The sequence below is a fragment of the Streptacidiphilus sp. PAMC 29251 genome, assembly GCF_054208735.2.
Genome location: NZ_CM135725.2, coordinates 9,826,630 through 9,841,378, shown reverse-complemented (window position 1 = coordinate 9,841,378; position 14,749 = coordinate 9,826,630). Strand labels below are relative to the sequence as shown.

The window sequence follows — 14,749 nt, the reverse complement described above, 5'->3', positions numbered from 1 at the left end:
CTTTCGTGAGTTGCGGGACGCCCGGTCGAGACCTGGCCCCGGGGCGCCCGCTCGGACTGTCAGAAACGAGACCATGAATCTGCAATCGCACCGACCCGGACCGCGCATGCCGCGCCTGACCGCGGTGGGCCTGGCCGCGCTGAGCACCGGCCTGCTGCTGGCGGCCTGCGGCAGCCCCTCCCACCCCGCGGCGCAGGCCACTGCGCTGTCCCCCGGCACCGGGCAGTCGCTGGCCGGGACCCCCGGCTCCACCGCCACCGGCCCGCTCCCGTCCGCCTCGGCCATGCCCGGCATGAGCATGGGCGCGGCCACCACGGGAGCGCCGCCCGCCGTGCCGGTGAGCGGAGACACCGTGGCCATCAAGGGCTTCGCCTTCGCCCCGGCCGCGCTGGTCGTCAAGGTGGGCGCCACCGTCACCTGGACCAACCAGGACGGCGACGCCCACACCGTCACCAGCCAGGGGTCCGGGGGCCCGCTGCACTCCGCCGCGCTGGCCACCGGGCAGAGCTACTCCCACCGCTTCACCGCCCCGGGCACCTACCCGTACCTCTGCACCATCCACCCCTTCATGACCGCGACCGTGACGGTGACCGCATGAGCCACTCCCCCGACGACCGCACCCCGCTGGACGCCACCGGTCCCGAGGCCGCCACGGAGCACGGCATGAGTCGGCGTCAACTGCTGCGGCACAGCGGATGGTTCGGCTCCGCCGTGGTGCTGACCGTGGCCGGCGGCGAGGTGGTCAGCCATATCGCCCACGACAAGGACAACGCCGCCGCGGCCGACCCCAACGCCCTGCGGTTCGTGCAGGTCTCCGACAGCCACATCGGCTTCCAGGGCCCTGCCAACACCGATGTGACCAGCTCGTTCGGCGAGGCCCTGGACCAGATCAACACCCTGGGGTTCCGCCCCGACTTCGTCATGCACACCGGGGACCTCACCCATCTGTCCACGCCGGCCCAGTTCGACCAGGTGCGGCAGATGCTCGGAGCCGTGCGGACCGGGCGGGTGTTCACCGTCCCCGGCGAGCACGACTCGGTCGGCGACGCGGGACGCGCCTACCGGCAGCGGTTCGGCGCCGGCACCTCCGGCGAGGGCTGGTACTCCTTCGACACCCACGGCGTGCACGTCATCGCCCTGGTCAACACCCTGAGCCTGGAAGCGCTCGGCCATCTGGGCGCGGACCAGATCGACTTCGTCCGCAGGGACGTCGCCGGGCTGACGTCGGACACCCCCGTCGTGGTGTTCAGCCACATCCCCCTGTTCGCCATGTATCCCAAGTGGGGCTGGAGCACCGACGACGCCCTGCAGGTGCTCGCGCTGCTCAAACGCTTCGCCTCGGTCACCTGCCTCAACGGCCATGTGCACCAGCTGTTCAGCAGGACCGAAGGCAATGTCACCTTCCACTCCGCGACCACCACCGCCTACCCGCTCCCCGCCCCCGGCCACGGCCCCGCGCCCACCCCGCAGACGCTGCCCGCCGGCCGGCTCAAGGCCGCCCTCGGCATCCGCACCGTCACCTACCGCCGGGGCGCCGGCGCCCTGGCCGTCACCGACCAGAGGCTGCTATGAGGAAGAATGGCCGATGAGTTTTCCCGCCGCGAGGAGTCCCACCGGACATGACTACCACCGCACACGTACCGCCGCGGATCATCGACCGCGCCGCGCAGCCCTACGTCGCCGTCCGGGCCGTCGTCTCCCTGGCGACCGTCGACACCATCGCCCACCGCATCCCCGAGGTCTTCGGACGGCTGGCCGCGCTGGGCGTCGAGCCGGCCGGGCCGCCGTTCCTCAAGTACAACGTCATCGACATGCCCGAGCACCTCGAGATCGAGGCGGGGGTGCCCGTCACCGGTGCGGTGGCCGCCGACGGCGACCTGATCTCCGGCGTGCTGCCCGCAGGCCGCTTCGCGACGTACACCCATGTCGGCAGCCCGGACCAGCTCGTCGGCGCTACCGCGCTGCTGCTGGACTGGGCCGCGGCCTCAGGACTGCGCTGGGACCTGACCACGACGGACGCGGGCGACCACTGGGGCTGCCGCCTGGAGAGCTACCGCACCGACCCGAGGGCGCAGCCCGACACCACGAAGTGGGAGACCGACCTGCAATTCCGCCTGGCCGACTGACCGGGCCCGCGCCCACGCTGAGCCGGGACGGCCTCTTCGCCCCGGCCGCCCGGCTCCGGCCGGGGACCGCCCCGCCAGCACCGGTTCGGCGGCCTGAACGGCCTGCCGGTGCCACAGCCACAGGTCGCCGTGCCCCTGCTCGGCCGCAAGCAGCAGCACGGTCGGCTCGGGCTCCGGCACCACGGCGAAGACGATCCGGATCTCGCCGCCGCCGGTTCCGCCCGGGCTCAGCAGATGGAGGTTCTCGCCCCGCGGCGGAGCCGACCCGGGTGGCGCCGGCAACAGCCGCGCCGCCAGGAACGGATCGGTGCGGACCTCCCGCTCCAGCGCCCGGGCCGCGGCCAACAGCTCGTCAATTCCCGCGCGCGCAGCGGCAAGCCCAGCAACGGAGTCCGGCCCGGCCAAGCCCGTGGCGTCGAGATACGCGTCGAGCTCCACCGCGACCCGCCCCGCGTCGTGCATCGCCTTGGCGACCTCCTTGGAGGTCCGGAACCGGTCCACCTCCCGCTGCAGCCGCCAACTGAGCTCGATCAGCCGCTGCTCCTCCTCCGGCGGACCGGCCCGGCCCGTGGAGATGTCGGCGATGCCGCGGCGAACCTGCTGCAGCAGCTCCAGCTGGGTCTGGTAGGCGTGGTCGAGCATCAGGCTCGGGTCCGGGTCCTGCGCCAGCAGCACCGACGCCATGGTCACCACCAGCGGTTCGCCGAGTCCGGTCCCGGAGGTGAGCAGCGCGGTCACCGCCGCTCCGACGAGTGGTGCGTCCGGGGAATCGGCGGCACACAGTTCGTGCAGCCACTGCTCAACCTCGGGTGTCACTTCGAGCCGGTACCCCACGACACTTCCTCCCCCGTGACGGAAAACCCCGACCACCACGATACTGAAGACTAGATTGGATGAAATAGCACGATTTCAGGCAGCACCGTGAGTGGGGGTGCGCATGCGGAAGGACATCTTCCAGGAGGACTACAGCGACCTGCCCGGCCCGAGGGACGACGCCTACGCCGTTCGTCGACCACCGCGGCACCGTGCGGAGCTGGAGTCCGCAGGCGCAGTACCTGCTCGGCCACACCGCGGACGAGGTCTGCGGCCGATCCGCCGTCCGCCTGCTGGACGCCCCGGCCGAGGCCGCTCCGCTGCTGGCCCGCTGTCGTGCGGGGGCGGACGCCCTGGGTGAGGTCGCCCTGCGGCACCGCGAGGGCGACCGGGTGGAGGTCGTGCTGTGGACCAGGTCCCTGGGAAGCGCCGGTGCCGGTCCGCCATGGCTGATCAGCGCGGAAGCCGCTGACGACGTCCGCCGCCGCGACCTCGCCAGCGCACTGCTGCGCGGGCTCTTCACCGAGTCGCCCTTCCTCATCGACGTCTTCGACACCCGGTTGCGTTTTGTGGCACAGAACAAGGCCCAGCGCTATGCCACGGGTTTCCCCGGGGACTTCCACGGACGCACCATGCGGGAGATCGCGCCCGCCGGTCTGATGGATCTGGAGGCCCTGGAGGCGCGCCAGCGACAGGTGCTCGACACCGGCAGGGCGCTGGTCGGCTCCGAGGTGCACGGCCGCATCCCGGACGACCCCGATCGGGACCACATCTGGTCGGAGACCATCGTCCCGCTGCACAGCCGTTCCGGGGCGGTGATCGGGCTGACCCACGCCGTGTTCGACATCTCCGAACAGGCCCGGGCCCGGGAGCGGCTGGCCCTGGTCAACGAGGCCAGCAGGCGGATCGGCAGCACCCTGGACGTGGCGCACACCGCGCAGGAGCTGACCGATGTCGCCGTCCCCCAGCTCGCCGACCTGGCATACGTCAACCTGACCGGGCCGGTATTCAGCGGCGAGGAGCCGGCCGCGGGACCGGTCGACGAGGACGTCGAGCTGCGCCGGGCGGCGACAACCACCCAATCCGGAGGCCCGCTGGAGACAGGAGTCGCCACCGGGGACGGCGACCCGTTCGCCTCAGGCCCGGGGAGCCTGTTCACCCGGGCGATCCGCAGCGGCACGTCCCTGCTGCTGACCGGTGCGGAGCTGTACCGCGAACTGAGGCATGCCGATCCCGCCCGGGCGGCCCTCAGCCTCGACCACGGGGTGCGCTCCTGGCTGCTCGTCCCCATGTACGCCCGGGGCGCGGTCCTGGGCGCGGCGGTGTTCGTCCGCCTGAAGCGCGCCCATCCGTTCGAGCCGGACGACGTCCTCCTGGCGGAGGAGATCGTGGCGCGGGCCGCCGTGTGCATCGACAACGCCAGGCGGTACACCCGGGAACGCACCACGGCGCTGGCCCTGCAGCGCAGCCTGCTGCCGCAAGCGCTGCCGGTGCTCGGAGCGGCGGAGTTGCGCTCGCGGTACCTGTCGGCGCGCGACCCGGTCGCGCTGGGGGGCGCCTGGTTCGACGCGATCCCGCTCTCCGGCGCCCGGGTGGCCCTGGTGGTGGGCGACGTGAAGTCGCACGGCCTGCACTCCGCCGTGACCATGGGACGGCTCCGCACCGCCGTGCGCACCCTCGCCGACCTCGATCTGTCCCCCGAGGAGCTGCTCGCCCAGCTGGACGACCTGGTCAGCCGTTTCACCGCGGAACAGGAGCAGGACGCCGGGACCACCGGGGCCACCGGGGCCACCGATCGGGCCGAGGGGACCACCTGCGTCTACGCGGTCTTCGACCCGCTGTCCCGCCGCTGCGTCGTGGTCCGGGCCGGCCACCCGCCACCCGTACGGGTCGGGGCGGACGGGAGGGCCACCCTGCTCGACGCCAGCGGCGGCCCCGCGCTCGGGCTGGGGGGAGCGCCCTTCGGGAGCTGCGAGGTGGTCCTGGACGAGGGCGACCTTCTCGTCCTGTCCACCGAAGGCCTGCTGGCCTCGCAGGGCGCCGGCGCCACCGCTGGTTCGGAAGCCCTGCTCACCGTGCTCTCCGAGCCCCGGCTCGTCTCCGCAGGCCTGGACGGCGTCTGCGACGCGGTACTGCAGCAGTTGCTCCCGGTCCAGCTCCATGACGACGTGGCGCTGCTGGTGGCGCGCGTGCACGGACTGGCCCCGGACCGGCATGTCACCTGGGACATCGCGGCCGCACCCGAGGACGTCGGCCGGGCCCGCGCCCTGGCCAACCAGCAGCTGGCCGCATGGGGACTCGACGACCTGTCCTTCGCCACGGAGCTGGTCGTCAGCGAACTGGTCACCAATGCGATCCGCTACGGCTGCCCGCCGATCCAGCTGCGGTTGATCCGCGACCAGAGCCTGATCTGCGAGGTCTCCGACGGCAGCAGCACCTCCCCGCACGTCCGACGGGCGCTGGAGACCGACGAGGGCGGGCGCGGGCTCTACATGGCGGCGCAGCTGGTCGCCCGCTGGGGCACGCGCTACCACCCGCGCGGCAAGACCATCTGGACCGAGCAGCCCCTGCCCGAGCAGCTGACATCGCGCGGCTGTCAGCCCTTGCGGCCGACCGCGCCGTAGAACGCCGTGGTGGTGTAGATGACGTCGTCGGTGATCTCGTCGGTCGGCCGCCACCGGGGCACCGAGACCAGGCCCGGGTCCACCAGCTCGAAGTCGCCGAAGAACTGCGCGATGCGGTCCTTGGGGCGCAGCGTCAGGCCGAGGTGGCGCGCTTGTAGACGTCGGTGATCCGCTCCGAGGCTCTGGCGGTCTCCGGGGCCCTGGTGTCGCCGCCGGTGCCGTGGGAGATCGCCAGGAAGCTGCCCGAGGGCAGCGCGTCGCGCAGCAGCTTGGTGATGGCGTCGGGGTTCTCCTCGTCCCGGATGAAGTGCAGCACGGCGACCAGGATCAGGCCGACCGGCCTGTCGAAGTCGATGGCGGCGCGGACCTTGGGGTGGGCCAGGATCGCGGCGGGGTCGCGCAGGTCGGCCTGGATCACGGTGGTGGCGCCCTGCCCGTGGCCGGCCATCAGGGCGCGGGCGTGGGTGAGCACGATCGGGTCGTTGTCCACGTAGACGACCCGGGCCGCCGGGTTGGTCTGCTGGGCCACCTCATGGGTGTTGCCGACCGCGGGGATGCCGGTGCCGATGTCGAGGAACTGGGTGATCCCCTGCTCGGCGAGGAACCGGATCACGCGGCCGAGGAAGGCCCGGTTGGCGCGGGCGAAGTCCCGGGCGTGCACGCCCGCGGCGATGACCTTCTCCGCGGCCTCCCGATCGGCGGGGAAATTGTCCTTTCCGCCCAAGTAGTAGTCGTACATCCGGGCCGGGTGCGGGACCGAGGTGTCGATGGGCGGTGGCACCCAGTCCTCGGCGCTCGTCGAGCCCAGGGCGTCCCCCGAGAACATATCTCCAGTCATCGGCGGCAACTCCCCCGTCAGCAGGCCACGCTCAGCAGTGATCACACCATAGGGAGCATCCCAACCTGTGCGTGCCGAAATCGAGAAACCGGTGCCTGACAGCAGGCTAGTTGGTGGGCAATCGGAGTGCCGCGTTCCTCGAATGACTTCTCCCGGCAAGGGCAGGGTCGCACCGACCGCCCCCGCCGGGGCGACCGCGCGCAACGACATGGCGATCGCCGCCATGGTGCCGGGCATCGTGGCGGCACTGACGTTCTGGACCGTGGTCCGACCAGGCCCGCACCGCCCGCGCCAAGAACTACACCCGCTGACCCGACCGCACGCGGATCACACCCGGCCTGCGCTACCCCTGCCGCCGGTCCTCGACGGCGCCTGCCAGGGTGTCGGCGAGCGGCGGCAGCAGCGGGAAGTGGCAGGCCGCGGTGTGGCCGGTGCCGAACCGGCGCAGCGCGGGCTCCTCCTCCGCGCAGCGCTCGCGGGCCAGCGGGCAGCGGGTGCGGAAGCGGCAGCCCGAGGGCGGGTCGACCGGGCTGGGCAGTTCGCCGCTGATCCCGGCGCCGCGCTTGGCCCGCTCCAAGGCCGGATCCGGCACCGGGACGGCCTTCAACAGCCCGGCGGTGTAGGGGTGGGCGGCCCGCAGATGGATGTCGTCGGCGCTGCCGACCTCCACCATCCGGCCCAGGTACATCACGCCGATCCGATCGGCGAGGTAGCGGACCACCGCCAGGTCGTGCGAGATGACGATGTAGGAGAGGCCGTGCGCGGCCTGCAGCCGGTTCATCAGATTCAGCACCTGGGCCCGGACGGACACGTCCAGCGCGGAGACCGGTTCGTCGGCGACGATCAGCTTCGGGGTGAGCGCGAGGGCGCGGGCGAGGCCGATCCGCTGGCGCTGGCCGCCGGAGAACTCGTGCGGGTACAGCTCCGCCCCGCGCTCGGGCAGGCCGACCTCGGCGAGCAGTTCGGCGACCCGGGCCTTCTGCTGGCGCGCGGTGCCGATGCCCTGGATCTGCAGCGGTTCGCGCAGGATGCTGCCGACCCGCATCCGCGGGTCGAGCGAGGAGAACGGGTCCTGGAACATCATCTGCAGGTCGCGGCGGCGCCGGCGCAGCTCACCGCCGCGCAGCCGGTGAGGTCGGTGCCGTCCAGGGTGACGGTGCCGGCGTCGGGCCGGTCCAGGCCGACCAGCAGCCGGCCGAGCGTGGTCTTGCCGCAGCCCGACTCGCCGACCAGGCCGAAGGTCTCGCCGGGGCCGAGGGTGAGCGAGACGCCGGACAGGGCGTGCACCACGCGACGGCCGCGGCCGGGCAGCCGGTTCCCGCGCACGGCGAACTCCCGGACCAGGTCCCGGGCTTCGAGCAGCGGCGGCCGGTCGGTGACCGGCAACGGCGGCTCGGCGGGACGCGGCGCCATGACCGGGCGCGGCACCACCGCGGTGGCCCCGGTCGGCAGCGGTCCTTCGGTCGGATGCCAGCAGGCGTAGCGGTGGCTGTCCGGGCCGGTGAGCTCCGGTTCCTTGTCCCGGCACCGGTCGGTGACGTAGCGGCAGCGCTCGGCGAACCGGCATCCGCCCGGCGGGGCGGTGAGGTCCGGGGGCATGCCGGGGATGGTGGGCAGCTCCCTGGCCGGGTCCTGGTCCAGCCGCGGCACGGAGGCCAGCAGGCTCTGGGTGTAGGGGTGGCGCATGCCCTGGAACAGGCGGTCGGTGCCGGTGCTCTCGGCGATGCGCCCCGCGTACATGACGTTGACCCGGTCCGCGTGGCCCGCGGTGACGCCCATGTCATGGGTGATCAGGATCATCGCCATGCTGAGCCGGCTGCGCAGTTCCGCCAGCAGGGCGAGGATCTGCGCCTGGATGGTGACGTCCAGGGCGGTGGTGGGTTCGTCGGCGATCAGCACCCGGGGCTCGTTGGCCAGGGCCATCGCGATCAGCACCCGCTGCCGCAGGCCGCCGGACAGCTGGTGCGGGTAGTCCTTCAGCCGTTCGCGGGGGTGCGGCAGGCCGACCAGGCCGAGCATCTCGACCGCCCGTTCGGCCGCCTCGGCCCGGCTGCAGCCGCGGTGCAGCAGCACGGGTTCGGCGACCTGGTGGCCGATGGTCTTGGTGGGGTCCAGCGAGCTCATCGGGTCCTGGAAGACCATCGCGATGTCATTGCCGCGCACCTGACGCAGTTCGCGTTCGGGCAGCCCGACCAGCTCGCGTCCGTCCAGCAGCACCGAGGAGCCGCCGACCAGCGCGCCGCCGGGCGGCAGCAGGCCCATCAGCGAGAGACCGGTCATCGACTTGCCGCAGCCGGACTCGCCGACCAGGCCCAGGGTCTCGCCGGCCTCCAGGGTGAAGGAGACGTCGTCCACGGCCCGGACCACCCCGCGGCGGGTGGTGATGTGGGTGGTGAGGTTCCTGACCTCGAGCAGGGGTGGCATGGGTGTGGTCCTCGGATCATCCGTTGCGGCAGTCAGGTGGAATGAAAGTCAGCGCTGTTGCAGCCGGACGTCCAGGGCGTCGTGGATGGCGTCGCCGATCAGGTTGAACGCCACCACCGTGGTGATCAGGATCACCGCGGGCGGATACACCAGCCACCAGTAGCCGTCGTACAGGGAGTTGAGCCCGGCCGAGAGCATGGTGCCCCAGTCGGCGTGGGGCGGCGGCAGACCGAGCCCGAGGAAGCTGAGGGCGGACAGGGTGAGGATCGAGTCGGCGATGGTGAAGGTGCCGCTGACGATGATCACCCCGGCCGCGTTGGGCACCAGATGGCGCAGCACGATCCGCCGCCCGGTGCCGCCCATCATCCGCGCCGCCTGGACGAACTCCCGGGTGCGCAGGCCGAGTACCTCGCCCCGGACCAGCCGCGCCGCCCCGAGCCAGGAGAGCAGGGACAGCAGCAGCACGATGCCCCAGAGGGTGGGGGTGAACATACTGACCATGATCAGCAGCAGCACGATGCCGGGGATGGCGAGGAAGGTGTCGATGATCCGCATCATCACCGCGTCGACGATGCCGCCGAGATACCCGGCGATCGCGCCGTAGAGGGTGCCGAACACGGTCGTGGTGAGCGCCACCGCGAACCCGAGTTCCAGCGAGGACCGGCCGCCGGTCATCAGCCGCCCCAGCACGTCGTACCCGGAGGCGTCGGTGCCGAGCGGATGCCCGCCGCCGGGCGGGAGTTGGGCCAGGTCCAGTTGCACGGTGACCTGGTCGGTCCGGTAGATCAGCGGCCCGATGAAGCAGAACGCGGCGATCACCGCGACCATGACCAGGCCGACCAGGGCCCGCCGGTTGCGGAGGAACGCGCCCGGCGACAGCCGTCCGGAGCCGCGCGGCGCGGTCGCGGTCCGCACGGGTTCGGGTTCGGGTTCGGGTTCGGGTTCGGTGACAGCGAGGGGCTCAAGCGTCGACATAGCGGATCCGGGGGTCGAGGAGGCTGTAGGCGATGTCGGCGAACAGGCTGCCGAGGACGGTGGCCACCCCGACCACCAGGGTCGACCCGAGCATGATCGGGTAGTCCTTGCTGGTGGCGGCCTGGTAGAAGAGCAGCCCCATGCCGGGGTAGTTTGAACACCGACTCGGCGATCACCGCGCCGGCCACGATGCCCGGAGCCATCAGCCCCAGCACGGTGATCACCGGCAGCAGCGAGTTGCGCAGCACGTGCCGGCTCAGCACCAGTCGTTCCGGCAGCCCCTTGGAACGGGCGACCTGGACGTAGTCCTGGGCCAGGGTGCTGATGGCCGAGGACCGCATGTACCGGCTGAAGCCGGCCACGCTGACCAGGGTCAGCGTGACCACCGGCAGCACCAGGGCGCGCGGGTCGGCCAGGATTCCGCCGACCGACTCCGCCTGCGGGGCCTCGGAGGGCAGCAGGTGCAGTTGCACCGAGAACACCGCGATCAGCAGCAGGGCGAAGAAGAAGTCCGGCATCGAGTACAGCACGAAGGAGACGACGGTCATCACGTGGTCGGCGATCCGGCCCCGGCGTACCGCCTGGAAGATCCCCATCGGCAGCGCAACCGCGAGCGCGAGCAGGGTGGACAGCCCCAGCAGCACGGCGTCGCGCGGCAGTCGCTGCGCGATCAGCGTGGACACCGGCTGGTTGAGGGCGTAGGACGTGCCGAAGTTTCCTTCGGCCGTCTGCTTCACAAAGCTGACGAACTGCGCCGCCAACGGCCGGTCCAGGCCGTTGGCAGCGTTGAAGACGGCGATCCGCTCGGCGGTGGCCCGGGTCCCGAGGGTGGCCCGGGCGGCGCTGCCGGGAACGAGGTGGATCATGACGAACGTCAGGATCATGACGCCGATCACCACCACGAGCGCCTCGCCGGTCCGGCGGATGAGGTAGGCGGTCACCGGGCGCCCGTCATGAGGTGTAGGCCCAGTCTTCGAAGTTCTGTCCGCCGGAGAACGGGTTCAGCGGGACGATGCCCTGCAGGTTCTTCCGGTAGACCAGGATGCCCTCACGCAACGGCAGCCAAAGCCAAGGGAGTTGGTTGGCCGCATAGTCCTCGTAGGCGGTGAACGCGGCAGCCGAGGAGCCGTACTCGGTGGCCTTGATCAGCTGGTCCATCTTCGGGTCGGAGTAGCCGCCGGAGTTGTTGTAGCCGCCGGTGTCGAAGAACCCGGTGCCGTTGGGGTAGAGCGGGTACGGGTCGTAGCCGAACTCCGCCAGCTGCCAACCGCAACCGGACGCCGGGTGCGAGGCCGCGGTGCAGGTGCCGATGGTGCTGATCAGCGTGTTGAACGGCTCCGACTTCAGGTTGATGGTGATGCCCGCCTGGGCCTCGGAGGACTTGATGGCGGCGTTCTGCTCGTCCGTGGTGGCCCGGCCGGAGGAGTACACCAGGCTGAAGGTCAGGGCCTGGCCTGCGGTGATGCCCTCGCCGCACTGCGCGGGGCCGGTGCCGGGGCTGGCGCAGGTGGTCGTCCCGCCCGGGGTGACCTTCCAGCCGTGCGACTGCAGCAGCGACGTCGCCTTGGCCGGGTCGTAGGGGTAGGGTCCGCCCGCCTTCTCCAGCGGCGAGGCCCAGGCCCCGGTGGCCTTGACCGGCACCGGTCCGTTGCCGGGGTCCGCGTAGCCGTTGTAGACCTTGGAGACGATCTGGTTGCGGTCGATCAGGGACTCCAGCGCCTGCCGGACGTACAACTGCCGGAGCGGGGCCCCGACCTGGGCGTTGTAGAGGTTGGGCTCGATCTCGGCCACGCCGGGGATGGGCACGCTGGCGATCGCGTAGCCGCTCGACTCCAGCGCCTGCGCCTGCTTGATGTCGTTCAGCGGCAGCGACGCCACGTCCAGGGAACTGCCCGAGCGCAGGGCGTTGATCTCGGGGGTGTCCGAGGTGAAGGGCGTGTAGACGACCTTGCTGACGGTCGCCTTGCTCCCGGAGTACGCCGCGTTGGGCACATAGCTGTAGTAGCCGTTGCTGCGGAACTCGGACAGCTTCCAGGGCCCGTCGACGACCTGCCAGAGCGGGTTGGTGGTGAAGGCGGTGGTCTTGGCGCCCTCCTTCTGCAGGTAGGCGTAGACCGCCTTGGCGCCGGCGGTGGTGGTGTCGTTGTCGCCGACCGCGCCGTCGGCCGAGGTCTTGTCCCAGGCGTGCTGGGGCAGCAGCGGGATGGTGCTGAGCACGTCGTCGGTGTAGAAGTCCGGGTTGTACGCCTGGGTGAGGTCCAGCACCACGGTGTGGGCGTCCGGGGTGGACACCTTGGCGACGTCCTCGGGGAAGAGTCCGACCAGGTGGGCGTTCCAGTTCTTGGCGTTGGCCTTCAGCAGGTTGTAGACAAAGGTGAAGTCCCGGCTGGTGACCGGCTGGCCGTCGGACCAGTTCCAGCTCTTCAGGGTGATGGTGATCCGCTTGTCGTCATTCGAGTAGACAAGTGAGCTGAACAGGCTCTTGTCCTTGTTCACCACCGAGTCGCCGCCGCTGCCGGCGTACACCAGGTACGGCCACAGCGGCTGGGTGAGGTTGACGTTGTAGCCGTTCTGGTTGGTCGCCGGGGCCAGCGGGAAGATGAAGTCGGGCTGCGAGCCCACCTCCGCGATGGTCACCGTGCCGCCCTGTTTCACCGTGCCCTTGGTGGTGCTTGCGCTCTCGCCGTTGCTGATCGCCCCGTGACCACCGCCCCCGCCTCCGCTGCAGCCGACAGCGACCATGGCCAGGGCGGTCGCGCCTGCGGCGACTCTCAGTCGTTGGAAAGCACGCATCGTCGTCCTCATCTTCTCATCATGTCCATGCCAGGCTTTTGGGCATGGGAGTACCCATGGCCCGCCTGGTTCATGCCCCCGCCGACCCCTGGGCCGGGGCCGCCGCCTACGCGATCATGGTTCATTGATAGCAGTGGCCGACGGCCGCTCACAATGATTCAAATGTTGCAGGATTGCGAAATGTTCGGCGGCCGGGGCCCCGCGACGCCCAGGGAAAGCCAAAATATCCAACAAATCCAAGACTCAATCCACTCATCCTGCAACATATATTGACTTGGTGTCAGCGGTGGGGTTGAGTTCCAGACGCCTCACAGATGGACGCGGCGGCCGCCCTCCTGTCTGCAACGCCCCCCACCCAGGCACACCGAGGACGGAGACACCCATGCGTTCAGGAATCCCCCGACCAGTCAGCCGAAGGGCACGGAGGCTGGTCGCCGCGCTCACCGCGGCGACCGCGGCGATCACCGTGGCGCTGCTGCCGATGCCCGCGGCCCAGGCCCAGAACAACGGCGTCGGGCTCACCCCGGTGCTGGGCTGGAGCAGTTGGAGCTACGTCCGCAAGGCCCCGACCGCCGCGGTGATCGACGCCCAGGCCGACGCGATGAAGAGCAGCGGACTGGCGGCGGCCGGCTACCAGTACGTCAACATCGACGACTTCTACTACCAGTGCCCGGGCGGCCAGGGCCCCACCGTGGACCAGTACGGCCGGTGGGCCACCGACACCACCAAGTTCCCGGCGTCCGGCGGCACCGACGGCATCGCCGTGGTCGCGTCCCATGTGCACAGCGACGGGCTGAAGTTCGGGATCTACGTCACCCCGGGCATCTCCAAGCAGGCCGTCGCCCAGAACACCCCGATCCAGGGCACGAGTTACCACGCCGACGACATCGCGACCACCAGCGGTGAGAGCAACTACAACTGCGGCGGCATGGTCGGCATCGACTACAGCAAGCCCGGTGCGCAGGCGTTCATCAACTCCTGGGCCAACGAGTTCGCCTCCTGGGGCGTGGACTACGTCAAGATCGACGGGGTCGGCACCGGCGACGTCGGCGACGTCCAGGCCTGGTCGTCCGCGCTGCAGCAGACCGGCCGTCCGATCCGCCTGGAGCTGTCCAACAACCTCGCCATCGGCAGCGCGAGCACCTGGGCGCAGTACTCCAACGGCTGGCGCACCGGCGGCGACGTCGAGTGCTACTGCGGCGCGAACGGCAGCAGCTTCCCGCTGACCGACTGGGGCAACGTCCAGCAGCGCTTCGGCCAGGTCGCCGCCTGGCAGCCGGACGGCGGCCCCGGCGGGTTCAACGACTACGACTCGATCGAGGTCGGCAACGGCTCCAACGACGGGCTGACCGCGGCGGAACGGCAGTCGCAACTGAGCCTGTGGGCGATGGGGGCCTCACCGCTGATCCTCGGCACCGACCTGACCCATCTGGACGCGACCGACCTCGGCTACCTCAAGAACAAGGCCGTGCTCGCGGTGGACCAGGACGCCGTGGACGCCTCACGGATCGTCAACAACGGCAACCAGCAGGTGTACAGCAAGACCGAGTCGGACGGCAGCGTGCTCATCGGGCTGTTCAACTACTCGGGCAGCGCCAGCCAGACCGTCAGCGTCAACCTGGCCGCGGCCGGCATCACCACCTCGCCGACCGCCACCGACCTGTGGACGGCTCCTCGGTCGGCGCCATCAGCGGGACCTACAGCGTGAACCTCGGCCCCGGCGCCGTCCAACTGCTGCGGACCCCGCCCGGGACCAGCAGCGCCACCGAACTGGTCAGCACCGCCTCCGGCCGCTGCCTGGACGACCCCAACTCCAACGCCACCCCCGGCACCCTGCAGGAGGTCTGGGACTGCCACCACGGCGCCAACCAGAGTTGGACCTACTCCGGCGGCACGATCCGATCGCTGGGCCTGTGCCTGGACGCCTTCAACCAGGGCACCACGTCCGGCACCAACGTCGACCTCTACACCTGCAACGGCCAGTCCAACCAGCAGTGGACCCAGAACGCCAACGGCACCATCACCGGCGTCCAGTCGGGCCTGTGCCTGGACGTCAAGGGCGGCGGCGCCAGCGCCAACGGCACCGGCGTGGAGCTCTGGACCTGCAACGGCGGCAGCAACCAGAAGTGGACCAAAGCCTGACGCCATGACGTCGC

Annotated in this window: 13 protein-coding genes and 1 pseudogene; 7 read left to right on the top strand and 7 right to left on the bottom strand. The window is 70.9% G+C overall.

The window, feature by feature from the left end; translation table 11 throughout:
- Positions 1 to 106 precede the first annotated feature (106 nt).
- From ACXKR8_RS47130 to ACXKR8_RS47110, 5 genes and pseudogenes are all read left to right on the top strand, one after another.
- A complete protein-coding gene (locus ACXKR8_RS47130) occupies positions 107 to 598 on the top strand; it encodes a cupredoxin domain-containing protein (RefSeq protein ID WP_462100158.1) in 492 nt (163 codons plus the stop codon).
- Entirely contained in the window at positions 595 to 1,572 is a 978-nt protein-coding gene (locus ACXKR8_RS47125; RefSeq protein ID WP_458270691.1) for a metallophosphoesterase family protein, read from the top strand. The genes ACXKR8_RS47130 and ACXKR8_RS47125 overlap by 4 nt, the downstream gene beginning before the upstream one ends.
- Before the next feature lie 47 nt (positions 1,573 to 1,619).
- A complete protein-coding gene (locus ACXKR8_RS47120; protein ID WP_458270690.1) occupies positions 1,620 to 2,126 on the top strand; it encodes a GyrI-like domain-containing protein in 507 nt (168 codons plus the stop codon).
- A 1,007-nt stretch (positions 2,127 to 3,133) separates the two neighbouring features.
- Positions 3,134 to 3,361: pseudogene (locus ACXKR8_RS47115) on the top strand (PAS domain-containing protein); the annotation flags it as partial.
- On the top strand, positions 3,341 to 5,563 hold the full coding sequence (locus ACXKR8_RS47110; protein WP_462100736.1) for a SpoIIE family protein phosphatase: 2,223 nt from the start codon (positions 3,341 to 3,343) through the stop codon (positions 5,561 to 5,563). The pseudogene ACXKR8_RS47115 and the gene ACXKR8_RS47110, both read left to right, overlap by 21 nt.
- Here ACXKR8_RS47110 and ACXKR8_RS47105 read toward each other — a convergent pair.
- The 7 genes from ACXKR8_RS47105 to ACXKR8_RS47075 form a co-directional block, all read right to left on the bottom strand.
- Complete coding sequence (locus tag ACXKR8_RS47105; protein ID WP_462100735.1) at positions 5,536 to 5,676, bottom strand: SAM-dependent methyltransferase; 141 nt, start codon at positions 5,674 to 5,676, stop codon at positions 5,536 to 5,538. The two genes, ACXKR8_RS47110 and ACXKR8_RS47105, sit on opposite strands and share 28 nt — an antisense overlap.
- A 20-nt stretch (positions 5,677 to 5,696) precedes the next feature.
- Positions 5,697 to 6,401, bottom strand: coding sequence for an SAM-dependent methyltransferase (locus ACXKR8_RS47100; RefSeq protein ID WP_462100157.1), 705 nt, complete (start codon positions 6,399 to 6,401; stop codon positions 5,697 to 5,699).
- Positions 6,402 to 6,744: 343 nt separating this feature from the next.
- Complete coding sequence (locus ACXKR8_RS47095; protein WP_462100156.1) at positions 6,745 to 7,485, bottom strand: oligopeptide/dipeptide ABC transporter ATP-binding protein; 741 nt, start codon at positions 7,483 to 7,485, stop codon at positions 6,745 to 6,747.
- Positions 7,482 to 8,825: an ABC transporter ATP-binding protein gene (locus ACXKR8_RS47090; RefSeq protein ID WP_462100155.1), complete on the bottom strand. Its 1,344-nt coding sequence runs from the start codon at positions 8,823 to 8,825 to the stop codon at positions 7,482 to 7,484. Before ACXKR8_RS47090 ends, ACXKR8_RS47095 begins: the two co-directional genes overlap by 4 nt.
- A gap of 48 nt (positions 8,826 to 8,873) precedes the next feature.
- Positions 8,874 to 9,740: an ABC transporter permease gene (locus tag ACXKR8_RS47085; protein ID WP_462100154.1), complete on the bottom strand. Its 867-nt coding sequence runs from the start codon at positions 9,738 to 9,740 to the stop codon at positions 8,874 to 8,876.
- Positions 9,641 to 10,741 carry an ABC transporter permease gene (locus ACXKR8_RS47080; RefSeq protein ID WP_462100153.1) on the bottom strand — a complete coding sequence of 367 codons (1,101 nt, stop codon included), beginning with the start codon at positions 10,739 to 10,741 and terminating at the stop codon, positions 9,641 to 9,643. Before ACXKR8_RS47080 ends, ACXKR8_RS47085 begins: the two co-directional genes overlap by 100 nt.
- Before the next feature lie 10 nt (positions 10,742 to 10,751).
- Complete coding sequence (locus ACXKR8_RS47075) at positions 10,752 to 12,605, bottom strand: peptide ABC transporter substrate-binding protein (RefSeq protein WP_458270684.1); 1,854 nt, start codon at positions 12,603 to 12,605, stop codon at positions 10,752 to 10,754.
- A 370-nt stretch (positions 12,606 to 12,975) separates the two neighbouring features.
- Here ACXKR8_RS47075 and ACXKR8_RS47070 point away from each other — a divergent pair, with 370 nt between their 5' ends.
- Together ACXKR8_RS47070 and ACXKR8_RS47065 are read left to right on the top strand one after the other, a co-directional pair.
- Complete coding sequence (locus tag ACXKR8_RS47070; RefSeq protein WP_462100152.1) at positions 12,976 to 14,301, top strand: glycoside hydrolase family 27 protein; 1,326 nt, start codon at positions 12,976 to 12,978, stop codon at positions 14,299 to 14,301.
- Entirely contained in the window at positions 14,298 to 14,735 is a 438-nt protein-coding gene (locus ACXKR8_RS47065) for an RICIN domain-containing protein (protein WP_462100151.1), read from the top strand. Before ACXKR8_RS47070 ends, ACXKR8_RS47065 begins: the two co-directional genes overlap by 4 nt.
- Positions 14,736 to 14,749 lie beyond the last annotated feature (14 nt).